This is a genomic window from Bacillus sp. C1, assembly GCF_054570475.1.
In genome coordinates this window covers 1,177,682-1,200,729 of record NZ_JBTMZT010000001.1, presented here as the reverse complement: position 1 = coordinate 1,200,729, position 23,048 = coordinate 1,177,682, and the positions used below count along the sequence as shown (strand labels likewise).

Sequence of the window (23,048 nt, the reverse complement as noted above, 5' to 3'; positions counted from 1 at the left end):
TAAAGTGTCTATTCGATAGGGTACATTTTAATAGCAGCTGTTCCTTTTTCATTTGTTATTTAACTTTCTTTTTCCAAATCCCCATCATAAGAGCCGATACAACTGTCCCTATTAATATAGAGAAAATATATAGCAACGGTTTATTTACTAATGCTATAACAAATAACCCACCATGTGGTGCCGGTAATGTAATCTGGAATAACATAGATAAGGCACCTGCAATACTTGAACCAACAACACAACTTACAATTACCCGTACCGGATCTGCAGCTGCAAATGGAATTGCACCTTCTGTAATAAACGATGCTCCCATAATATAATTTGTTAAACCAGATTTACGTTCCGCTTCTGTAAACTTCGTTTTAAAGAATGTAGTTGCGAATGCAATCGCAAGTGGTGGTACCATACCACCAGCCATAACTGCTGAGTGCACTCCAAAATTCTGTGCTTCTATTGCAGCAATACCAAATGTAAATGCTGCTTTATTAATTGGACCACCCATATCAATTGCCATCATACCACCTAAAATAAGGCCTAGTAATATAGCATTCGTACCGCTCAAACCATTTAACCACCCTGTTAACATTTCATTTAATGCTACTACAGGCGGGTTTACTACTTTTTGCATAATAACTCCTGTAATCAACAATCCAAAGACTGGATATAACAAAACAGGTTTAATTCCTTCTAACTGTACTGGTAATCCTGAAAATAATCTTTTCAATCCTAAAACAGCATATCCAGCTAAGAAACCAGCGATTAGTCCGCCTAAAAATCCAGCATTCGCTTGTGCTGCTAAAAACCCACCGACAACACCAGGCATAAAACCAGGACGATCAGCAATAGAACTCGCAATAAATCCAGCTAAAATTGGTACAAGGAATAAAAACGCACCTGTCTTTCCTCCTCCAATAGACATGAACAATTCAGCTAAAGGGCCTTCTGCCTTTATGCCACCAACCGCAAACGCTAGCGCAATTAAAATTCCACCACCAACAACGAACGGAAGCATATTACTTACACCGCTCATTAAATGTTTATAAATTCCTAATCCTTTTTCTTTCTCTATACTTTCTGCCTTCCCATCCTCTTTTACGCCTTTAAAGATGGGTGCATCTTGTTTTACAGCTCGATTAAGAAGGATTTCAGTTTTTCTAATCCCATCAGCGACTGGCACTTGAATGACATGTTTTCCAGCAAAACGGTTCATTTCTACTTGTTTATCTGCAGCTACAATAATTGCTGTTGCACGTTCAATATCCTCTTTCGTTAAACCGTTCTTTACACCCGTTGACCCGTTCGTTTCAACTTTCATCGCAATTCCTAACTCTGCCGCTTTCGCTTTCAAACTATCAGCAGCCATATATGTGTGAGCGATTCCAGTCGGACAAGCTGTAACAGCTAATACGTACGGTTCATCCTCTTCTGGCTTTGGTACTTCAACTTCGTCTTTTTCATTCTCTTTTTCATCAAATAAACGAAGAAGTTCCTCTTCATCCTTTGCTTCTAATAATTGCTTGCGAAACCCCTCATCCATTAGTAATGTAGATAGACGAGACAACGTTTCTAAATGCGTATTATTCGCTCCTTCACTTGCAGCAATCATAAAGAATAAATGTGCAGACTGCCCGTCAAGCGACTCATAGTTGATACCGCTTACACTTCTACCAAAACAAATCGATGGTTGTTTAACAGCCTTCGTCTTCGCATGAGGGATCGCAATACCTTCTCCAATTCCAGTCGTACTTTGGGACTCTCGCTTTAAAATAGCTTCTTTAAATTCAGCTTTACTATTTAAACGATTTGCCCCGTTTAATTTCTCAACTAATTCATCTATGACAGCTTCTTTATTTGAAGCTGTCAAATTCATAATGACTGTATCCCTTTTTAATAGTTCTGTAATTTTCATATGTTGCTTCCTCCTATCGCTTAGCTACAATTACTTGCGACACTAATTCTTCCACTTTTTCCTTCGTACATAAATCTGTCGAAAATGCTGTTGCACTCCCTGTTGCAACGCCATATTGAAATGCCTGTTCAATATCCTTTGTCTGTTCGTATTTACCTACAAATCCTGCAACAAGAGAATCTCCGGCCCCAACCGAATTAATTACAACACCTTTTGGAACAGTTGCTTCATATATACCTTCTGCCGTAAATAATAAAGCTCCATCTCCTGCCATTGATACGATAACGTGCTCTACACCTTGTTCGATTAATTTTCTTCCATACGGTAAAATGTCTTCTACTGTTGAAAGCTCCACTCCGAATAACTCACCAAGTTCATAATGATTTGGCTTTATTAAAAACGGCTTATTTTTTATTACATGCTGCAGCGCACTTCCACTTGCATCGACTACTACACGAATACCTTTTTCAGCTCCAAACGCAGCAATTGATTCGTAAAAGGTATTTGGAATAGAGGCTGGTACACTTCCAGCAAGTACAACACAATCCCCAGGTTGCATACTTTCAATTTTTTTCATTAACTGTCCAAACTGCTCTTTTGTCACAATAGGACCTTGTCCATTTAATTCTGTTTCTTCTTCTCCTTTTATTTTCACATTAATTCGAGTATCTTCATCTACTTGAATGAAGTTTGTTGTTACACCTTCATCATGTAATGCATCTTTAATAAATTTACCTGTAAATCCACCGGTAAATCCAAGCGCTACATTTTCAACACCTAAACGGTGAAGAACACGGGAAACATTAATCCCTTTCCCTCCTGGAAACTTCATATCTTTCTCCGCTCGATTTACTGTTCCTAAATCAAAAGAATTAACTTGTACTACATAATCAATAGATGGATTTAAAGTAACTGTATATATCATTGTTTATCAGCCTCAATTACATTTGTTTGTCTTTTATATTTTTCTAAATCAATTTCTAACTGGTTTGTAATAATATTCGCATCTTCAACATCTGCAATTTTCGCAAACGCAACTTCTGAAAACTTACTTTCATCAATTAAGAAATATCCTTCGTTCGCTAGTGTTAATGCCATGTGTTTTAAGAGTGCCTCTTCTGGATCTGGCGTTGTAAAACCAAGCTGTTCATGCACACCATTCGCTCCTAAAAAACATTTATCAAAACGATACTTCTGCATACTTTCCTGCGCCATAGCACCGATTAAAGCTTTCGTCCTACTCTTCATTATCCCGCCTAGTAAATACGCACGAATATTATTTTCAACTAAAGCTTCAATATGCATAAGTCCATTCGTAACGACAGTAACGTCTTTATTTATTAAAAATGGAATCATTTCAAATGTTGTACTTCCTGCATCTAAATAAATACAATCACCTTGTTCAACTATGCTAGCCGCATACTTGGCAATTTGTTGTTTTATTTGAATGTTTTTGGATGATTTTTCAACCATCGTTGGTTCTTGTCCTTTTCCGGTTAAAATAGAGGCTCCGCCATGAACCCTTTTTAATAATCTTTGTTTTTCCAATTGCGCTAAATCACGACGTATTGTTGATTCAGAGCTTTCTGTTCTTTCAACTAATTGCTGTAATTTAACAACTTTCTGTTCTTTTACTAGTTGCAATATCATTTGATGACGTTCAGGAGTTAACATTTTTCTTCACCTCTTCTTTGATTACATTATAATGAGAACGATCGAAAAAATCAATCACAAACAACCGAAAATAATCATAAACAACCAAAATTAATCACAAACATTCAAAAACAATTATAAACAACAAAAAGAAACCTATTTGATATAATAATCAAATAGGTTTCTTTTCTCAGTTCACTTATAAAGAAGCTTTATATATATCTAGAACATCACCTTTATTTAACTTTTTAAAGTTACCAAATTCACCATAAGCCATCGCTTTATCAGCCATTAAATCAATCTCATTTTCTCCAATGCCGTAATCATCTAATGTTGCTGACGCTTCAATCGAAGTCCAAAATTGACGCAATACCTAAGATATTAAATACAGTTTTCTTTCGATACCGATGTGATTTCTGCCCATTTTTATCAAGTAAATGAAACAAGCGAAGGAAATTTTTGGCTAACTGATTCGATTGATGTTGCATTTGTTGATATAGTACTCGAAAGTAATCATGAATGTTTCTGTTGCAAAGTTTTAAAAAGTAAGCTAAGCTTTTGCAAAATAGGGCGAGGAGAATCACAAATGCGATACTTTAAAGGAAAACAATTCAAAAAGGATATTATTTTAGTAGCCGTCGGCTACTATTGTCGTTTTTCTTTAAGTTATCGTGATGTATCTGAGATCCTACAAGAACGAGGAGTTTCTGTTCACCCTACAACCATTATGCGTTGGGTGCATGAATATGGAAATTTGATTTATCAAATTTGGAAAAAGAAAAACAAAACCACACACCGTGCTTGGCATTTAGATGAGACGTACATCAAAGTTAAAGGTGATTGGTGCTATCTTTATCGTGCAATTGATGAAGCTGAACATACTTTGGATATTCAGCTTCGTAAGACACGCGATCATCAAGCGGCTTATATGTTTAGGGTTCTGGTGCAAAAACTTCGGGACAATTGCAATGAATCTATAAATCTTGGCCATACTAATACTATTACTCTAGAAAGGGTGCGTGATTGGTATGGAACAGGAAAATGTATTCAAATGGAAGCATTATCAACCGAATATTATTTTGTTAACGGTAAGATGGTACCTACGGTACAACCTCAGTTTTCGTGATTTGGTGGAAATGATGGAGGAACGGGGCTTATTCATTTCTCATACAACGATTATGCGCTGGGTTCATCAATATGGACCTCAATTAGAAGAGAAAGTACGACATCATCTTAAATCAACAAATGACTCGTGGAGAGTTGATGAAACCTATATTAAAGTAAAAGGTCAATGGATGTGCTTATATCGTGCGGTTGATTCAGAGGGCAATACAATTGATTTTTATCTAAGTAAATCAAGAGATAAACAAGCAGCTAAGCGCTTTTTCAAGAAAGCCTTGGCTTTTTCGTATGTTTCTAAACCTCGCGTGATAACAGTAGATAAGAACCCTGCCTATCCTGTAGCGATTCAAGAGTTGAAAGAAGAAAAACATATACCTAAAGGCATACAACTAAGGCAAGTTAAATATCTTAATAATATAGTGGAACAAGATCATCGTTTTATTAAGAAACGTGTGCGTTCTATGTTAGGATTCAAGTCATTTAAAACAGCAACCTCTATATTGAGTGGTGTTGAAGCCATGCATATGATAAAAAAGGGACAGATTAATTTACCGAATCAGTCTGTCCAAAATCAAAAAGAGTTCATTCACCAAGTGTTTGGACTTATAGCATAAAATACGATTCTGTTAGGAATCTACTATTATTCATGTCCTTCTTCAAATATTTGCACCAGAACCAACTTCTTCATATGATACCCCCTTGTAGTTTTTTTACAAATAAACTATATATAAAATTCTAAAAATTATAAATTAATATATTTTTATGTAAATTCTTTCTGATATAGGATGAGCACCAAATTATCACAGGGCAGATTCTCAAATCATTTGAAAATCCACCCTGCGATAACGTACTCATTCATAGATGCAAACTATTAATATCCCCAAATATCTACTTCAGCTGCTGAAGCATATCCATTTTTCCCATTCGTTACTTCTATTTTTATATATTTCGCAGAAACAGGGTCGAATGTTGCAAATTCTTTTCCTCCAGTACTTTTCCATGTTCCAGACGATACTTTTTGATAGTTAGAGCCATCCATGCTTGTATAAATATTGTACCCTAAAATACGACCATTCTCTGACCAATCTTGTCTTGGGAGACATGATAATAGGGTGATAGTTCGTATTTGACCGAGGTCTAGCGTTAAATTGTATGGATATTGATTCGGTGTACTCCATTGACTATGCCAAATTGTATTTGGATTGTCATCAATTGCGTTATTTGCTGGATCGCGCCATGATTCCTCACTGCTGGCACTCGCCTTCATTATTTTTTTAGATAATACAGCAAGTGGTTTAACAGGTTTAGTATCCGTCGCTTCCCATATAGGTGCAATTAATGTTGGATTATTTAAAGCTTCTACTTTTTGTCTCGTTTCTTGGGTTGCTTTCAATCCCCATTTATCAAAAAACGGAAGTAAATTTTGTTTTGCTACTTTCGATGTATTGTAAATAAATGCTTGTATTTTATCTTCGTCCGTTTTTGGAAGTTGATCTTCTGGTAACTCTCGATATAGTTTGTGAAGATTTGGATAAAAATCATCGCCATATGCTAAATGAAGCTGCCAAATCATAACAAGTTTCACAAACAAATCATCAATATTTTTATATTCTTTATTTGTTTGTTTTAAGTATGCAAAGGCTCTATCATAATCTCCCTCTTTTTCTAAACGTGTTGGTTGATTCGGGAATAATTGCTTTTGTGCAGCTAAAGAGTATAGATTAACAGTTACTTCACCCATACTTCTTAAATCATTCCAAGTCCATGGATATTGTTGTCTTGCATGTCCCGCTTCATGCATTTGTCCCCATCCAAAATCATTTACGTTTAAAGCACTTTTAATTGCTTCGCCAGCAGTAGTAAATACGGCTCCATCCCAACTTGCATACATACCCCACTCTTGTTTATTAGGATTTTCTACAAAAGCCCAAATACGCTGAGTTGAACGATGTAACGGATTAGGATCTGTTTTAGATAATCCCGATATTCTGTCTTGCGCTTGAATCATTTCATCATATTTTTTTAATAGAGGCACAGGATTCTGATCTACAATATATTTATTGGCACTACCACGAGTAACAGTAAGTACTGCTCGTTCTGATTTCAATTGTACCGCATGTGCATCTGGATATTTGTTCATCATGGCAATCCAGTCTTCTTTCGTGTGCTTCCCTAATTCAAAGAATGGGACAGGACTACCGCCTTGAGTTACTTTCACCTTGATTGTTCCTGTGTCTTGATAGTTATCAAATCCTAATAAGCCACCGTTTGGAGAAGAGATGGTATTAGAACCAGGAGAAAGATCAAATTCTTTTCCCCATTCTTTATCATATTGATGTGTCCCAATAATCGCTCTAATCTTTTGCGTTCCCGATACTTCAATTGTAACCTGTTCATTTGGTTTTACATAGATTCCTGTTGGCATATAGTTTTTTTGCTCACTTCTTCTTTCCCTTTTTGCTTCACCCCAAAAACTACCTGTGCCTGGAAGATCGAACTCCTTCTGTTCATATTGCGTTGCAGTTTGTGCAGTTTCAGCATAAACATTCAAACTATTTATAGCGATAGGTGTAAATAATGTCGTTGTCAAAATAGCAGATGTTATAAATACTTTCTTTGTTTTTTGTAATCTACAATTCTTTCTTCTATTCATATAAATCAGTCCTTTCGTTCAAATCCGTTATAACGTTCATGCACAATACCAATTTTCTCACTAATCCCACAAGTGGATTTATTAAATGAATACTTATTTTGAACAATGTTGATTATATTTTTGGATGAATACGATAAAAAGCATAGGAGTCTAAAACTTCCAAGTCTTTTCTTAATTCTTCCAGATACATATTACCTCCATTTATTTCTTAAGTCATACATAAATCACTCCTTTAAGTAGAATTTTAAGATAAATGTCTTATCTTAAAACCCTTTAACTAATATTGGAATTACATATTAAGTATAATCCGAGAATAAAGTCATACAATTGAGAAAAAATATTAATAATTAACATGTATGTAAAATATAAGGTGGTAATTAAGTAAATAACTTGCCACATCTGAAAATTATTCTAATTCCCTATTTAATACAAGTCATTTGAGAAATTTTTATCCTAGGACAGTCAGTAAACTGCTTATTATCCCAATTGACTACACTCTATTGAGATAAATTTAATATATATGTTGTTAAAAATGTAACTTTAGGAGATAATTTGCATAGTTTTTTAATGATAAATTGCATATGTTTAATTTTAAAAATGTTTTAGACTATTAAAAAATAGTTGTAGACTGAAAAGGTGCTTTCCATACTTGGGGTCACCATATCAAAAAAGTAAATTGTACGTTAGATACATTTTTCAACCGCATCCTGTACGTTAAGGGATTGGTTGTTTTTTATAATGAAATTCTAAATATCTAATGATAATAGGTGAAAAAGACGATCAATAGTTGGGGTACGGAAATGATTCGGATTTACATTCTTTCTCAATACATATTATGGATAAATAAAGTAAAATATGGGCTGAGGGTATGTCTCATGTTGTGTTAATCCTAACAATAACTAAGGATACATAATATGCTTTCATACCCTTAAATAATTTTGTTATAGAAGGGATGGAGATTTAAATGGCTCAAATTGTTGATATTGATAGATACCTTTGTACTGGAGCTTTAATCTATATGAGTGAGGGCCTGGTATGTCAACACGAAACTAGACAATTTTTTTAAGGTGTTTCTGCCTGTACTGAACAGGGCTCAAATAGCCTAGTGTTCCATGGATTCTAACATTGTTAAACCAGTTTACGTAGTCGTTCAATTCTAAGATCAATTCTTCTAGACTTGCGAAATAACGACCGCGAACGAACTCTGTTTTAAAGATTTTGTAGGTTGCTTCTGCTACCGCATTATCGTATGGACAGCCTTTCGCACTTCATGAACGTTTGATTTTGAAGGTCTCTAACGTGTCATGAATCAGCTTGTTTTTGAACTCATTTCCTCGATCTGTATGAAATAAGGTAATCTGATTCAGGTTTGTTTTCACCGTTGCGAAAGCTTGTGAAACAAGCTCGGCATCTTTCTGTTGGCCTGCGCTATGTCCTATGATTTCTCGATTCAAGAGATCAATTAATAAACATACGTAATTCCACTTTTTGTTCACACGGACGTATGTTAAATCACTTACGACTACAGCCAGTTCTTCTTTCTGGTTGAACTGACGATTGAGCTCGTTTGAAATTTTTTCTTCATTACAGCTAACTCTCTTCGGTTTAAATTGTGCAATCGTATAGTGAGATACTAAACCTTGGTTCTTCATGATTCGTCCAATACGGCGACGCGAAATCACATATCCTACCTTCTTTAATTCCACTTTTATCTTTCGTGTTCCATAGTTCTGACGGCTCTCTCGAAAGATTTCTTTCACGAGTGGTGATAATTCATCTACTGTATCTTGTGCTTGTTTTGCCTCATAATAATACGTTGCTCTTGGTAATTGTAGGACATCGCACATTGCTGATATCGAGTATTTATGTAGGCTATTCTTTACTACTTTTACTTTCGTCCTAGTATCAGCGCCGCTTGCTTTAAAATATCATTTTCCATAAGAAGTTGTTTGTTTTGTTTTCTCAATGCTTCCAACTCTAGTTGTTCAGCGGTCTTATTATCTTTCTCTTTAAACGAGCCAGACGTATGATTTTGATTGATCCATCGATCCAATGATGATGGTGTTCATCCATATTCTTTAATGATATCTTTCCTCGGCTTACCATTCTGATACAGTTGAACCATTTGGTGCTTAAATTCCGCTATAAAGGTTCTTCTTTCCCTTTTATTTTCCGTCATAGTAGATTCTCCTCAAATAGATTAGTTGTAGTCTACTTGACCTTAATTTTTTTGTCTAGTTCAGTGTAACCTATACACCCTTTAGTAGTACAAGAAATAATCAAGGCGGTTGGAAATGCTGGGGGGCATGCTCACGTTTCAATGCGTGACGTTACTGTTACACGCCAAATGGTTTTATCAGGATCCGAAGAACAGTTCAAAATGTTTGCCGATTGGGAATGCTATCGTCTAAGTAAAATGCAAGTATATATTAATCTACGCAGCCCTCGAAATGCCTATGAACTAGCAGATTTACCCTCAGATAAAATAAAATTATATCAAACAATATTTGGTAAAGCACATAGTGAAGCTGTATATAAAACAAGGTGGGTTACCACAAGAATTCCCAATCCTTCTACTGCACAAGAAGCAAAAATGAGTACCGAGGCTTATGAACATTTTTACTATGATGTTTCTACCTTAGATTACCAAAAAATGTCCGATGCAATGGAACCTTTGAAAGAATTAATGAAAAAACAGATAAGGTAACCATAATTGGTAACGGTACAAAATTGCACTTTTCAATTAAAGGAATAGGTGTTTTAAAAGGGGATGGAACAGATAATATACCTGATGGTGAAATATATACTGCACCAGTAAAAGAATCTATAAATGGTATTGTGACGTTTAATACGCCTTCAGTAAACCAAGGGTTTTCATTTGATAATATCTCTTTAAAAATTAAAAATGGAAAGATAATAGAAGCTCATGCAAATGACACTGAACGAATCAATCAAATACTTGATACTGATGAAGGTTCAAGATATATTGGTGAATTTGCATTAGCATTTAATCCATATATATTACATCCAATAAATAATACCCTATTTGACGAAAAGATAAATGGCAGCTTTCATTTAGCGATTGGAGATTCTTTGAATGGCGCAGATAATGGAAACAAATCAGCAATTCATTGGGATTTAGTGAGCATCCAAAGGCCAAACTATGGTGGTGGGGAAATTTGGTTTGATAATAAATTAATTAGGAAAGATGGTAAATTTATATTACCAGAATTGTATGCTCTGAACGAAGAAAATTTAAAATTCTAGCTTTCAGTAGTCTTTGGAGTATATTATCTGGTTAGCAGTACCCCAAATAAAAGCCAATTTCCTTAGCGTACAGGAAACTGGATTTTTGTTAATCGTGTGGTAGATATTTTTAGCTGGAAAATTAATAATAGAAATATAATACAGCTTATGACCCATTTTTACACGTATCTCGGCTGAACCCCTGATAGCGATGTGCTGTGCCCCAAAAAAAGTTTTATGCTAATCTATTTCTTCCCATCTTTCATGCTATAATACCCTAAATTAATCACAATTAAGAAATAACCACCCATAATTCCGGCAGCAAATGTCCATATGACACTATGGTGTTCAATCTCATACATAATAATCGCACCGAGTATCGCTGCTGCAAACCGATTAATCATACCAAGCGTCGGTGTTTTGTTTTTTTTTACAATGCTATCTCCAAACTTTTCAATACGCCTTCCTAAAATCCAAACACAATACATACTAACAAGCAAGCCAATGCTTGCACCTAAAAAATGGGGCGAAAAAGGCGTCATAATCCATCCTAATAACATCGTGCCTAGCAAATAATACATTTGTATTTTAAATGCCCTTAGTGCCATACGAATCATGCTGTACTCCTTTACCTTTCTCATTGAGACTTTATTACTTAGGCTCAAGGGTCTTCTTTTTTTCTTCCAGTATAATTTGATTTATTTTAATTAAGGTATCGGTCATTTGCTGCAAGGCTTCGATATCAATTTTAGAGAAGTATTTCTCAATAAGTAAATCATCTAGCTGAGACAATCGTTCTATATACTTGCTACCGTTAGGACCAATTGTAAGGAAATACTCACGTTTATTGTTAGGATTTACGTGTTTCGAAATCATATTATGTTTCTCCAATTTAGATAAAACTTGGCTGACAGCACTTTTGGATATATTAAAAGTGGTCGCAATACTGTTAGCTGTAGTATTTTTATTTAAATTAATATAGATTATCATGTTCTCTTGCTGCCCTGTAAGACCAAACTCATTCTTTAACTCCTGAGATAGTAAAATGTTTAATTCATTGTAGGCTCGGTTCATGTCGGTAATTACTTCTTTATAAGAACTAGTCATACTATTCTTCCTCCAATCATTCTGTTATTTCATTGTACGCCGTTTTTTCGTTTCGACACATAGTTTAGTTTAGTTAACTTAACTATATAATACCTTTATGTTAGTGTAAAGGAAAAAGTAATCAAATTTGTTTTGATTACTTTTTTCGGAATTATAATAAAGGGGAAATTAGATGCATTAGGGATTCCAGTATTCGTTTTCGAATACTGCGTTTTTGAAATGATTTCCATCTAATTTCAGACGAATGCTTAAAGTCCTCTTCAAAATCACGTTTAATATCAAGAACTGTCTTAGATTCATAAAGTACGCTAATGATTTCATAATTTAGTTCAAAGCTACGGACATCCATATTTGCTGTACCAATTGTTGCAATTTCATCATCTACAAGTACAATTTTAGCGTGCACAAAACCATCTTTATAGCTGTAAATTGAAGCACCGGCTTTTAGAAGTGGTGCGAAGTATGATTGAGATGCTAGATCACTAATGATTCTATCTCTCTTCCCCGGATATAGAATACGGACATCTATTCCAGCTATTGCACTTAAACGTAGTAATGTTAATGTTTCTTGGTCCGGAATGAAATAGGGTGTTGCGATCCAAATTGCTTTCTTAGCAGAACCTATAACAGCAAGTAAAGTATTACGAATGTTTGTATCATCTGAACTTGGTCCACCTGCTACAATTTGAACAGCCCCTTCTGCATGAGAATTTTGTTTACCTGGAAAGTATGTTATATTCATAAATTGATTCCAAGAATAAGTGTTTAAACCATTAGTGGCATAGAGCCAATCCTCAAGGAATATTGCTTGTAATTTGTACAATGCTTTTCCTTCTATTCTTAAGTGGCTGTCACGCCATGGCCATCAAGCTACACTTATGTAAAATCAATTTCAACTTAAGAGCTTTCTATTTTCTGAAGACTAAGTATAAATTATTTAAAAGTTTGCACAAGAAATAAACCCTAACGGGTTTCACTTTTTTAATTATGCAACTTTCCTTTGTTTTCCAAATCCACTATACTCATAGACAACACCCATAATGTCAAAGACAGTTTTCTTATCATATCTGTGAGACTTCCGTCCATTCTTCTGTAGTAGATGGAATAGGCGGATTAAAATCTTTGTTATTTCTCGAGCATTTTGTTGTATAGCTTGATACAGAATGCATAGATGGTCTTGAATCATTCCAATGGCTTTATATTCGCTTAATTCTCTTTTCTTCTTTTGTAAAATTAATTGTCGCATCTTAAACATAGTGGAAGAACATAGAAAAATGGCGATGAGTTTTCCATAAATGTGGCATTCTAATCGCTCTCGTTTGATATTGTGCAAATCATGAATTTGAAATAAGGATTTCCAAGTTTTAAAGATAATTTCAATCTGCCAGCGGAGGGAATACAAATCATGTATTTGTTCCATCGGAACCCATTCCGAAGGTGTATTGGTAACATAAATGTTTATACCAGCTAATCATTTGCTTTTATCTGAGTACGTAATACCCTTTTTATTTTCCGTATACACTTGTTTTTTCTTACGTTCTCGAAGTTGTTTTTCAGTTAATCGATATATAATAACGCGTGTAAATAATTTTTTATCCTTCCCAATATAAGCATCTGTTATTTCATAGACTTGCCCTGGTTTTAAGGTATTCATAATGTTTTCTAAATCAAGTTTGATGTACTGAGACTGTTTTTTTACTGTTCCATTTCGAAAGTATTCAGGAAACTCATTTTTGATATATACCATATTATTTAATTTAAACCGCGATATATAATATCCCCCTCGTTGGTTCATTTGATCTAAATCATCCAGTGAATAATAACCTAAATCTCGAATACATAGGTCGCCAGGCCGTAATGTCGCTAAACACTCTGTTCCAAAGGTCTTATCATTATTTTTCCCCGGTTCAACTTGAAAACTTAAAAACTGTCCGCTATGTAAATTATATTCTAATTGAATCTTTATACCTGCTGTTTGTGCACAACCACCCGAACCAGGATACACACTAGCTAAATGTTTTGGTACTTGAAAAATCGTTGCATCTAAAATGCGAATCCACTGAAAATGGGTTAGTGAAGAACTTGGAATCACTGAGGTTTCACAAACTTTATTTTTTAATAATGCAGAGAAAACATGTTTTAAAAAACAAACAGCTTTTTTATTGAATCGTTTATTTAGTCCTTCTGGACTAATAAGAGTTCCTGTAGCTGCATGCAGTTGACTACACAGCCTAACTAAAGAATCACTCGCTATCCGTTGACTTACCCAAACACAGATAGTGGCTAAGTCCTGCCCTGAAAACTTACGCTTTCGTTGAACAAAATCTAATTCTCTAGCAAGCTTTTCTAAAAATGAAGGAGTAAAATATTGATATAATTCCTCAGTAAATAATTGAAGCTCATCTTGAATCGAAAGATTCATAAAAAATGCCATCCTTTCTGCATATTTCTACAAAAAGAATAGCGATTTTTTTGCTATATGGATACAAATTTATTTTAACTTGATGGTGATGTATGGTGACCCCTAAATATACAACTATGAACTCACTTTTTATAAAAAAGTTTAATCATCTTTCCAATTCTTTAAAAATGATTAAAATATTGATAGTAACTGCTGTACTGCCAGATAAAACAAAAATAAGCCGCCTATAAAACTGATGATATTCGTCACAAGATAGAGCCTATTATTTCGTAAAAATATAATGGTCATACTAACAATTAATAACCATAATGACATAATCGTAATATGAATCAGCGATAAAAGAGTAAATTCTAACAGTATATTCTCTTTACTCGTAATAAATCCAGGAACAATTGTTAAATAAAGCAAAATAGCTTTAGGGTTAAGAACATTTAATAAATAAGCATTTTTTATGAATACTTCTTTATCCGAAGCATTCATTTTATTTTGTTTTAATGCACTGATGATGAAAATGCCGGAAAGATAAATTAAAAATAATGAACCAATAACTGTTATTATTTTCAATAAAAGTAGATTACTTAATATAATCAATGAGACTCCTATCCCTGCAAATATTGAATGTGTCAATATGCCTAAGGAAGTGCCTACAATAACTTTTTTTAATCCCTTAAAACCTGAAGAAGCTATACTAGATATAGCGAGAGTAAAGCTTGCACCCGGCGAAAGGGCTATAGGCAAAATCGTAAAGATAAATTCTAGAAGTCTTATGTGTATTCAATCCTTTATTTTAATCAAAATTTTTTGGAATGGCGCTCCTTCATTTTTAAATAACCTTGTTAATAAATTCATCAAACAAAATTTTCAATCTGCTTAGAAATAATGTTATATAAATTTTTGATGTACTTAATATACAACTTGCTTTATTACTACAATAAGATAAACCAAAATCCCTTCTTTATTAAGATATTTCGGTTCATCTTTTTATAAACAGTTAAACTTTATTGCCAATACACAATACATTCATTGAAAAATAGGCAGATTTTTATTTTTGCTAATATTATCTTACATGTTTTATATTCCCATTACCTTTAATTGGAATGAACATGGTATTATTACCAAAAGTTAAATTTTTTACATATTTCCATTAGCTTTAAGAGTTTTTTTACAAAAAAACAATAATCCTTCTACACCTTAGATAGAAAGAATACCGTTTTTTCGTTTTGGGGGTGTTATAAAATTCTTAAGTTGATGGATATGTCGTGTGACCCCTATTTACAATAAAGAATAGACGATTGCATACCGATTATCCTCTGAAACACATAATCTACATTTTCCTAATCTTCGCTTTACCTCTAATGGATAGGAACATATTACGTTGACAGGTGATTATGTGCAGTAACAATAAAGATGTTTAAAAGCAAATAAAGTTATTTAAAAAGATGGTGTGAAATTTCAATTAACACCATCTTTTATTTATATGTTGTATTATAAAAGTATGAAATTAATGCTTCTGTTGATTGACATAATGTATAATAGCGTTATATAAAAATTCAGCTAAGTCTTCATTACTAAATTGATTTATATAATTTTTGAATCGATTATCAAATTTATACGTATTTGCAATACATGTCAACATTTCAGAGTCACATACAATAAATTGTTCGAGATAACTTCTCCACTCTACAATTAATTGCTGTACTTCATCGGAAGTAGGTGATTGATTAATATAGGAAGCAATTTTTCTAAATACTCTTTCCATTTTTTGTTCGAACTCATGAAATAAGTTCGCTTTTTCACTAGGAGAAAGTTTTTTCAGTTTCCCCTCAAATTCTTTGTATTTTTCTGTTTCTCCATAGATGAATTTCGCTTCATGAGCATATTGTTCTTGTAATGGTAAAATAGATGAATTATTAAAAACATTTAAATTGTAGATATCCTTTCCTGATACATACTCATCCACCGCAGTAATAAGTGTTTCTAAACGTTGTTGTTTTAACAATAAAGTTTGATAATGCTTCTTTAATAATTGTTGCTGTTCTTCTCTCGTAAGTTTCAAAACATCCGCAATTTCCTTTAAAGAGAAGTCCATTTCCTTAAAAAACAGAATCGTTTGAAGTTTCGCTAAATTATCCCTATCATAGAGTCGATAACCATTTTCTGTTAAGTGAATTGGCTTTAATAAATTTATTTTATCGTAATATTGTAAGGTTCTTTTTGTTATGCCTGTAATTTGGACAATATCTTTAACCGTTAATAATTGTTTCTTCATCCCAAAATCCTTTTATTTCATCTAATATTAGATTGGCAGGAGTTATTGTGGCTTCAAAGATATTTTTACCTGTTTTTTCTAAATAGTATTTAATTAAATAGTATCCACAGGCATAACCAGCAGCATAAGACATATTGACTGGCATATAGTTTTGAAGTTTTGCTAATTCGTCACCATAAAGATACGGTGCAATTTTATCAAATCCTGTTAATTGTAATTGTTCCTTGAGCACAGGTTTAATATGTCTATTAAGCATTTCCGTAGTTGTTTTCGATACCCAAGGACCGAGTAGATCTTCCCCAAAAATAGAAGTAGCAAAGTTTTCTGCTAAGCCTTCACTAACAATTAATTCACCTAAAGTAACAGTACGGTCCCACTGAATAAATTGATATCGAACATTATGATTACATTCATGTGCTAAAGCAGCTTTCATTCGAGGTATTGTGTATTCATTTGGCACAAGTGTACACAAAATATAGCCAGGGATACCTCCATCACCACTATATCCTTCATTTAACATTAATGAAGGACTATTTGGATCCCCTAATAGAATCGTGAATAAGTAATCGGATACACGAAGGTTCACATCATGCTCTCTAAATAAATGAAGGCTTTTCCTAACAGCTTCTTTACACTCAGACCAAAAAGAATCAGCCGAAATCAATTCTAATTCTGGTTTAATCTCATTTGTAATCTGATTAGGAGAAATGCTCATTATATTATTCAATGTAATAACATCAAAACCATTTGGCTCCTCAGCTTTAAAAGGAACATGTTGAATTTCCCATTTTCCCATAAACGGAGACAACATTTCTTGTCTGTATAACTCAACCTTTTCCTCTTTTGGAGCTTGTAAAATTTTTCGATATATTTTATCTGAGCGTAATGATTTTATATTCATTTCTTTCACTCCTTATTTAATATAGTTAAAATTATGCACTATGACGTAGCGTTATAGTCAAGGGGGGAACTAAAAATATAGCAAGAGAATGGGATTAGGTGTTTTTTGAAATATTAATAGGACACTTACATTTGTAATTGCCTTAGCTTAGTTTGGATGTTGAACGTATTTAAAAATATCTCCAAAGCCGAATTTCAAACAACTTTATTGTAATTAATCTGTGTGTTATTTAAAAAAGTGTAGAGGATTAATCAACTCTAATTGAACACCATTCGAAAAGTCGAACGGTGTTATACATATTTGTAGACATTAAATTAAATAACTTTATTGTTATTCATCCAGAGGATATCGTATGTCCTCTTCTAATTGAGGCACATATTGTATATGAGATACATTAGAAAACATATAAAATATGATTTATATGCCTATTTTTGTAGGTATATCTTTTATCAAGTTTATTTAGAAAATTATAAAAACTAATTTTTATACAAATTTAGAATATATTATTCTAAGTTTCTCTATCTCTTAAACTTTCAACATGTGACAAAATATTGACAAACGGATTATTATTCAAATAATGAAAAAAATGTATTTTTTTGTCTTATTTTATGGATTTACTACTATGATTATTAAATATAGACTTTGAGGTGTAAGGGGACAACCTTTACAAAAAATTCGGGAGGTTTTATAGGATGAAAAAAATGAAAAAGTTTACAGGGATTGCCTTAGCCGGTGCTATAGGGTTTAGTGGATTGGGTTTAATGGGAGCATCTCAAGCTAGTGCAGCAGAGCCTACAAATCCATCGTATAACATGAACTTATTAGAAGATAAAATTCAACCAGAGGTTACCTGGTCATTTGGAGAATTTCAAACGAAAGAATCACCTATTTATACTGTAGATAGTAATAAAGGCGATAAAGTTAATTTTTGGGTAAATAGAAAAGGTTCTGAAGTAGAAATGAGAATATATAAACAAAATAAAAACACAGGTAGTTTTGTAGAAGTATATGACTCTAAAAACAGTGGAAATGCATCTCAAATTTTAAAAACTTTTGATGTATATGAAACCGCTAAATATAAAGTTAAATTTTACACTGTATCTGGCTCAGCGGCACAATTTTCTTTTAGTGCAAGAGTTTATTAAAAACAAACCACAAAATCATTTAATTTCGTGGTTTGTTTAATAAAAGATAATGCTAAAGTAATACTCTTACATTACCTTCCCCAAAGTTAATTATAGAGTATGTAGTCGCTAAAAGAAAAGCAAAAAGACTCTCCAACGAGAGTCTTTTTATATTTTTAAAAAATCCAGATATCCAAACAATCTGACAAAACCAAGAAAGAAAAGGTTCTGTTGCAAAGTTTTCTGAGTGAAATTAAAATGTAAGAAAAATGATTCGAGGAGCACGGTACATGAGATATTTTAAAGGAAAACAATTCAAGAAAGATATTATTTTGGTAAAGTTCAAAAATTGACGTTTCTACATCATATATATATTGATTAACTTGAGGTATCGATAGTTTTTGTTCGCTTGGACTATGTACTAATGAATTTCTTATTTCCGCACCTTTTTGTATTGAGGTAAGTTTAGTACATTTTCTTCCAGTAATAGATCCTGATATATTTCCATACAGTTTAAACAATGGAGGTGCCGGCATTTCTTGCAGGATACAATTGAATTTTTCGTCGTATTTCATATAAAATTCTTTAATAGCTAATTCAGCAGCAATCGTAGCATTAATCCATTTAATTTCTAATTCATCTTCATTCTTAGCTTTTATTAAATATTTAAAAGCTATAAAAGATAATCTTTCATTATTTAGCTGCTCTTGTATATAATCCTTTCTTTCTTGGGTTAGATTATAAGACTGTGAAAATAAAGCGTGCGCTTCTAAATCACTAGGACCTTTTTTCCAAGTTTCTTAGTCAACGCTCAATTTATTTGTTTTGGCATTTGTTATACTGTCATTATGCTTGATAAACAATGCTAGATGAATCCAATTTATTACATCATCGATCGCTGAAGATAATGGCGACCATAAATCTTTGATTATCATGATTACTTCATCATCAACAGTTTTTTCCATACATTTAAAATTTGCATGTTCTTCTAAAAGTGTCTTCACTACACCGTTAGGAACTTTCCTTGTTTAGAATGCTATAAATTCCCCCTCTTTAACATCCATTTCTATTTTAATATCACGATATGAAAATGATAAATCATCGAGTTCGACATGTATACTTAGTTTAAACAATAGTTCTTGTTCAACCCTAAGATAAATTAATTTCTCTTCATCATCTATGGGTTTGCAACATTTTTTGTACTTTTTTCCACTGTCACAAGGACATTTCATACTACTTGTAAATTTCAATATTAATCCCCCACCCTAAAAATTCAATACTTCTCTTCGTATCAGTCCTACAATGCTTATTTAAGCCTATAAACAGTTTGACTTGTTATGCCATTCTCTTTCACAATATGAGAAATGGCTTCACCATCATTTATTTTCGTTAAAACAAGAAAGTACGCCTTATAAGAAAAATTAATCCTTTGGAAAATGAATTCACTCGTTGGTTATTATTATTGCCAGCCCATGAGGATGGACATTTGATCCACACACTGGAGGACATTGCAATGAAACAAGACCCAATGCTACAAAAGGCGATAAACAAGTGGGAAAACATGAGTCAAAACAGTTCCTTTCGTATAGCGTATGAAGCACGTGAAAAGATTTTATTTGATGAACAAGCGAAAAAGAAGGTAAACTAGCTGAGCGTGCACAATTAATTCGTGGTATGCATAAAAACGGAATGCCTATAGAAGATATTGCAAAATTCACAGGATTACGAGTAGAAGATATACAGGGATTTTTACGCTCTTAAACACAACTAGGGATAGTACCAGTGTTCTTACAAACGGGGGATAAGTAGCAAGTCCAAATTAAAACAAGTGCTAACAAAGACATAACCTTGTTATATAATCAATAAAATGTGCTTTTTTGATAATTATTTGGAGAAATACTTACACTAAAAATCATTTAAAATGAAATATGGTACCATGATATAAAAGGGGGATAAGAATAATCATGCAAAATACACAAGATATGTACTATGAACAATTACATAAGGAAAAAGGCAATGCAATGGTCATCTTAAAAAATGGTGTTCGAGTTTCTGGTCAAATACTTGGAATAGACAGATTCACCGTTCTGTTAATGGTTAATGGCAAACAACAATTAATCTATAAAACAGCCATTTCCACCATCACTACATAATACATAGGGAAAGGGATTGATGCCCTTCTAGGGGTCAACATACATGCTCATCAAGCTAATATTTTGAATTACCCCCAAAACGAAAATTTTATCTATTTACAGTTGGGGAACAACCAATTTCCTAACCTGATGTTGATGGGGTAGTACGCCAACTTACTCAAATATTTAAAAATGAAGATGCTGGATATAACAGAATCAGATATTTTTCATATCCAGCTAATAACAAAGCATTCGTAAAAGTCATCTCATTCGCCTCTATTTAAAAGGTTTTCTTTATCGAACAATCAATCAGCGTAAACTGGAAGAAACACAGAGCTAAAAATCTCTGTGTTTCTTCTTTTTTAAATACATTTATTAGAAGCTGGTTTACAAGTCTTACTTTGTAGGCTCTACAATGATTCTAACTCCACCTATCCATCCTGGTAAAAAGTTTTCAACAATTATCACTGGTTTTTTGTTGGGAACAATTGTTGTTGGTGTAAATGGAATACTTGTTAACTTTCTGTATCCTTTTTGTATCTGTTCTGCATCAATTAATCTTTCATTTAGAATCTCTTCACTTTCTTGACCAGCAGAATCCGATTTGAAAGATACTTTAACAATATGGTGTGCCACAGTTCCTTCATCTTCTGGTTTAACATATACTGTAATTTGATAAGGGGTATTATTCTTCAACTCTACTTGTTTGTATATTGCTACATGTTTATCAGCATAAAATACCCATTTTCCATTAAGGGCATTCTCTTCATCTTCTTCTAGAGTAATAGTTTCACCAGAGAAGAATTTCCATCCTGTCGGATCGCCATTCTCCCATCCATCATCAATAACAGGTACCGTGACGGCTATTGTTTTATCGTGAAGTTCTCCATAACTATTTACTACTATATATGTTACACTATACGCACCTGGTTTGGAGGTATCTACGTTATTAGATTCTACCGTAATTTTATCTGTAATATCTCCATCAATTGGATCTGTTGCTTGGAGTCTAATTGGTTCATAGTTTAACGGATCAAATGCCGTATCCTTTTTAATCCTAACATCATGCGCAGTTATAGTTGGTTTCGTATATACTACGACTTCTATTGGTTTCACATCAAATTCTTCATAACTATTTACTACTCTATATGTTACACGGTATACACCTGGTTTGGATGTATCTACGTTATTAGATTCTACCGTAATTTTATCTGTAATATCTCCATCAATTGGATCTGTTGCTTTGAGTCCAATTGGTTCATAGTTTAATGGATCAAATGCCGTATCCTTTTTAATATTGACATCATGTGCCACTATAGTTGGTTTCGTATATACTACGACTCCTATTGTTTTCTCATCACTTTCTCCATAACTATTTTCTACTTTATATGTTACACGGTATGCACCTGGTTTGGAAGTATCTACATCATTAAATTCTACTGTAATTTTGTCTGTTATATCTCCATCCACTTCATCTGTTGCCTTGAGTCCAATTGGCTCATAGTTTAATGGATCAAACGCTGTACCTAGTTCAATATCAACAGGGTTTGCCTCTATAGTTGGTTTTGTAAAATATGCTTCAAATAAAGTAACTCCGATCTGATGTTTGTTATTAGCAGCCCCTGTAGCTGAGCCAATAACAAAAGTATATTTCTGATTTAAATCAAATGCAGGATTTAATAACTCCCATGTTTGATATCTTGGTGTAGCAGATCTAGTAGAGGCATCATTGTTCTTCTCTTGAAGACTTGCTGTTAGTTTGTTGTTACGCGCATCCCACTTAATAGTTAACAACCTCCATTGACCATTAGGTGGAGCTATTCTTTGCATAGGAGCTAAAGCTGTTAAATAGCTTGCATTTCGATTTGTACTCACAAAACCTGCATGTGGTCCATTCATTTGACCATGCCCAAATGAATCCCCTGTTTCATCTGAAGATGCTTTCCAATACGTATCTATTTCAAATCCTATCCCGTTTGGTGCTCCTAGAATCCCTAAGCCTCCGCCCATGGTACCAATAAATCCAATTGATCCTCTATGAAATGCTATAGCAATACCATCAGCCCCACTGCCGTTAGATCCTAAGTATATATCTGCTACGAGAGTAAAATCACGTCTCATATCTAAGGCAGTTTTTCCAGCAATCGCACCTGCTTGAGTATTTATAGCTTCTGTTAAGGTTGTAATGTTAGTATTAGGATCAAATTTAGCAGCACCATTTATGCTACATATGTTACGAATATCAATATATTGATTCTCTTGTACCTCTTTTTCGATGATAGATTTAGAATTCAAATTACGTATCCCCCTTTAAAAATATTTAACAGCATACTTAAAATACCATTTTATGTAACTAACAAGAAGCAAAATCTTGTCAGTTAAGTTGAGAAATATAATTGCTAAATTTAATGTACAGAGAATCAGTTAATTTGTGTCTAAACCTATACCTTTTTAAACAAAATAAAAAGAAGAACCCAACATAGATTCTTCTTTTATAAATTCAAATTAGA

15 protein-coding genes and 6 pseudogenes are annotated in these 23,048 nt (G+C 33.4%); 6 read left to right on the top strand and 15 right to left on the bottom strand.

All coding sequences use genetic code 11. The annotated features are described in order from the left end of the window. Nucleotides 1–55: 55 nt before the first annotated feature. The 4 genes and pseudogenes from ACX5JI_RS06350 to ACX5JI_RS06335 all read right to left on the bottom strand — a co-directional run. Nucleotides 56–1,909: a PTS fructose transporter subunit IIABC gene (locus tag ACX5JI_RS06350; RefSeq protein ID WP_459500208.1), complete on the bottom strand. Its 1,854-nt coding sequence runs from the start codon at nucleotides 1,907–1,909 to the stop codon at nucleotides 56–58. Nucleotides 1,910–1,922: 13 nt separating this feature from the next. After that, nucleotides 1,923–2,834 (bottom strand): 1-phosphofructokinase, encoded by a 912-nt coding sequence (pfkB, locus tag ACX5JI_RS06345; RefSeq protein ID WP_459500207.1) that lies wholly within the window; start codon nucleotides 2,832–2,834, stop codon nucleotides 1,923–1,925. Next, complete coding sequence (locus ACX5JI_RS06340; RefSeq protein ID WP_459500206.1) at nucleotides 2,831–3,583, bottom strand: DeoR/GlpR family DNA-binding transcription regulator; 753 nt, start codon at nucleotides 3,581–3,583, stop codon at nucleotides 2,831–2,833. The genes pfkB and ACX5JI_RS06340 overlap by 4 nt, the downstream gene beginning before the upstream one ends. A gap of 178 nt (nucleotides 3,584–3,761) precedes the next feature. Continuing rightward, nucleotides 3,762–3,932, bottom strand: a pseudogene (locus tag ACX5JI_RS06335) (NADH-dependent alcohol dehydrogenase); the annotation flags it as partial. A 216-nt stretch (nucleotides 3,933–4,148) separates the two neighbouring features. On the opposite strand from ACX5JI_RS06335, the gene ACX5JI_RS06330 reads away from it, so the two are divergent. Continuing rightward, entirely contained in the window at nucleotides 4,149–4,688 is a 540-nt protein-coding gene (locus ACX5JI_RS06330; RefSeq protein ID WP_459500205.1) for an IS6 family transposase, read from the top strand. Beyond that, nucleotides 4,591–5,298: an IS6 family transposase gene (locus ACX5JI_RS06325; protein ID WP_459500204.1), complete on the top strand. Its 708-nt coding sequence runs from the start codon at nucleotides 4,591–4,593 to the stop codon at nucleotides 5,296–5,298. The genes ACX5JI_RS06330 and ACX5JI_RS06325 overlap by 98 nt, the downstream gene beginning before the upstream one ends. Before the next feature lie 257 nt (nucleotides 5,299–5,555). On the opposite strand, the gene ACX5JI_RS06320 is transcribed toward ACX5JI_RS06325, so the two are convergent. Together ACX5JI_RS06320 and ACX5JI_RS06315 are read right to left on the bottom strand one after the other, a co-directional pair. Then, on the bottom strand, nucleotides 5,556–7,337 hold the full coding sequence (locus ACX5JI_RS06320) for a M60 family metallopeptidase (RefSeq protein ID WP_459500203.1): 1,782 nt from the start codon (nucleotides 7,335–7,337) through the stop codon (nucleotides 5,556–5,558). Nucleotides 7,338–8,386: 1,049 nt separating this feature from the next. Next, nucleotides 8,387–9,516 (bottom strand): annotated as a pseudogene (locus tag ACX5JI_RS06315) (IS3 family transposase). Nucleotides 9,517–9,588: 72 nt separating this feature from the next. Here ACX5JI_RS06315 and ACX5JI_RS06310 point away from each other — a divergent pair. Beyond that, nucleotides 9,589–10,604, top strand: a pseudogene (locus tag ACX5JI_RS06310) (aminopeptidase); the annotation flags it as partial. A gap of 224 nt (nucleotides 10,605–10,828) precedes the next feature. Here the strand turns inward: ACX5JI_RS06310 and ACX5JI_RS06305 are convergent. The 7 genes and pseudogenes from ACX5JI_RS06305 to ACX5JI_RS06275 form a co-directional block, all read right to left on the bottom strand. After that, complete coding sequence (locus ACX5JI_RS06305; protein ID WP_459500202.1) at nucleotides 10,829–11,200, bottom strand: ATP synthase subunit I; 372 nt, start codon at nucleotides 11,198–11,200, stop codon at nucleotides 10,829–10,831. 34 nt (nucleotides 11,201–11,234) lie between these two features. After that, entirely contained in the window at nucleotides 11,235–11,690 is a 456-nt protein-coding gene (locus ACX5JI_RS06300) for a MarR family winged helix-turn-helix transcriptional regulator (RefSeq protein ID WP_018783527.1), read from the bottom strand. Between the two features lie 151 nt (nucleotides 11,691–11,841). Next, a pseudogene (locus ACX5JI_RS06295) lies at nucleotides 11,842–12,549 on the bottom strand (phospholipase D-like domain-containing protein); the annotation flags it as partial. A 126-nt stretch (nucleotides 12,550–12,675) separates the two neighbouring features. Beyond that, nucleotides 12,676–14,112, bottom strand: a pseudogene (locus ACX5JI_RS06290) (IS4 family transposase). A 171-nt stretch (nucleotides 14,113–14,283) separates the two neighbouring features. Further along, nucleotides 14,284–14,850 (bottom strand): LysE family translocator, encoded by a 567-nt coding sequence (locus tag ACX5JI_RS06285; RefSeq protein WP_459500201.1) that lies wholly within the window; start codon nucleotides 14,848–14,850, stop codon nucleotides 14,284–14,286. A gap of 763 nt (nucleotides 14,851–15,613) precedes the next feature. Further along, nucleotides 15,614–16,381 (bottom strand): MerR family transcriptional regulator, encoded by a 768-nt coding sequence (locus ACX5JI_RS06280; protein WP_459500200.1) that lies wholly within the window; start codon nucleotides 16,379–16,381, stop codon nucleotides 15,614–15,616. Next, complete coding sequence (locus ACX5JI_RS06275; RefSeq protein ID WP_459500199.1) at nucleotides 16,356–17,282, bottom strand: DUF2268 domain-containing putative Zn-dependent protease; 927 nt, start codon at nucleotides 17,280–17,282, stop codon at nucleotides 16,356–16,358. Before ACX5JI_RS06275 ends, ACX5JI_RS06280 begins: the two co-directional genes overlap by 26 nt. Nucleotides 17,283–17,974: 692 nt before the next feature. Here ACX5JI_RS06275 and ACX5JI_RS06270 point away from each other — a divergent pair. Then, nucleotides 17,975–18,427 carry a hypothetical protein gene (locus ACX5JI_RS06270; RefSeq protein WP_459500198.1) on the top strand — a complete coding sequence of 151 codons (453 nt, stop codon included), beginning with the start codon at nucleotides 17,975–17,977 and terminating at the stop codon, nucleotides 18,425–18,427. Nucleotides 18,428–19,434: 1,007 nt separating this feature from the next. Here ACX5JI_RS06270 and ACX5JI_RS06265 read toward each other — a convergent pair. Beyond that, nucleotides 19,435–19,656: an SEC-C metal-binding domain-containing protein gene (locus ACX5JI_RS06265; RefSeq protein WP_459500197.1), complete on the bottom strand. Its 222-nt coding sequence runs from the start codon at nucleotides 19,654–19,656 to the stop codon at nucleotides 19,435–19,437. Between the two features lie 167 nt (nucleotides 19,657–19,823). Between ACX5JI_RS06265 and ACX5JI_RS06260 the strand changes: the two are divergent. Next, nucleotides 19,824–20,167: pseudogene (locus ACX5JI_RS06260) on the top strand (Rpn family recombination-promoting nuclease/putative transposase); the annotation flags it as partial. A gap of 203 nt (nucleotides 20,168–20,370) precedes the next feature. Then, nucleotides 20,371–20,559: an RNA chaperone Hfq gene (gene hfq, locus ACX5JI_RS06255; RefSeq protein ID WP_459500196.1), complete on the top strand. Its 189-nt coding sequence runs from the start codon at nucleotides 20,371–20,373 to the stop codon at nucleotides 20,557–20,559. A 375-nt stretch (nucleotides 20,560–20,934) separates the two neighbouring features. Here hfq and ACX5JI_RS06250 read toward each other — a convergent pair whose 3' ends face one another. Further along, a complete protein-coding gene (locus ACX5JI_RS06250) occupies nucleotides 20,935–22,833 on the bottom strand; it encodes a lectin-like domain-containing protein (RefSeq protein ID WP_459500195.1) in 1,899 nt (632 codons plus the stop codon). Between the last annotated feature and the right edge of the window lie 215 nt (nucleotides 22,834–23,048).

Coding starts and splice junctions, on each gene's coding strand:
- ACX5JI_RS06350 (WP_459500208.1), bottom strand. CDS start 1,909: ATGAAAATTACAGAACTATTAAAAAGGGATACAGTCATTATGAATTTG.
- pfkB (WP_459500207.1), bottom strand. CDS start 2,834: ATGATATATACAGTTACTTTAAATCCATCTATTGATTATGTAGTACAA.
- ACX5JI_RS06340 (WP_459500206.1), bottom strand. CDS start 3,583: ATGTTAACTCCTGAACGTCATCAAATGATATTGCAACTAGTAAAAGAA.
- ACX5JI_RS06330 (WP_459500205.1), top strand. CDS start 4,149: ATGCGATACTTTAAAGGAAAACAATTCAAAAAGGATATTATTTTAGTA.
- ACX5JI_RS06325 (WP_459500204.1), top strand. CDS start 4,591: ATGGAACAGGAAAATGTATTCAAATGGAAGCATTATCAACCGAATATT.
- ACX5JI_RS06320 (WP_459500203.1), bottom strand. CDS start 7,337: ATGAATAGAAGAAAGAATTGTAGATTACAAAAAACAAAGAAAGTATTT.
- ACX5JI_RS06305 (WP_459500202.1), bottom strand. CDS start 11,200: ATGATTCGTATGGCACTAAGGGCATTTAAAATACAAATGTATTATTTG.
- ACX5JI_RS06300 (WP_018783527.1), bottom strand. CDS start 11,690: ATGACTAGTTCTTATAAAGAAGTAATTACCGACATGAACCGAGCCTAC.
- ACX5JI_RS06280 (WP_459500200.1), bottom strand. CDS start 16,381: ATGAAGAAACAATTATTAACGGTTAAAGATATTGTCCAAATTACAGGC.
- ACX5JI_RS06275 (WP_459500199.1), bottom strand. CDS start 17,282: ATGAATATAAAATCATTACGCTCAGATAAAATATATCGAAAAATTTTA.
- ACX5JI_RS06270 (WP_459500198.1), top strand. CDS start 17,975: ATGAAAAAAATGAAAAAGTTTACAGGGATTGCCTTAGCCGGTGCTATA.
- hfq (WP_459500196.1), top strand. CDS start 20,371: ATGCAAAATACACAAGATATGTACTATGAACAATTACATAAGGAAAAA.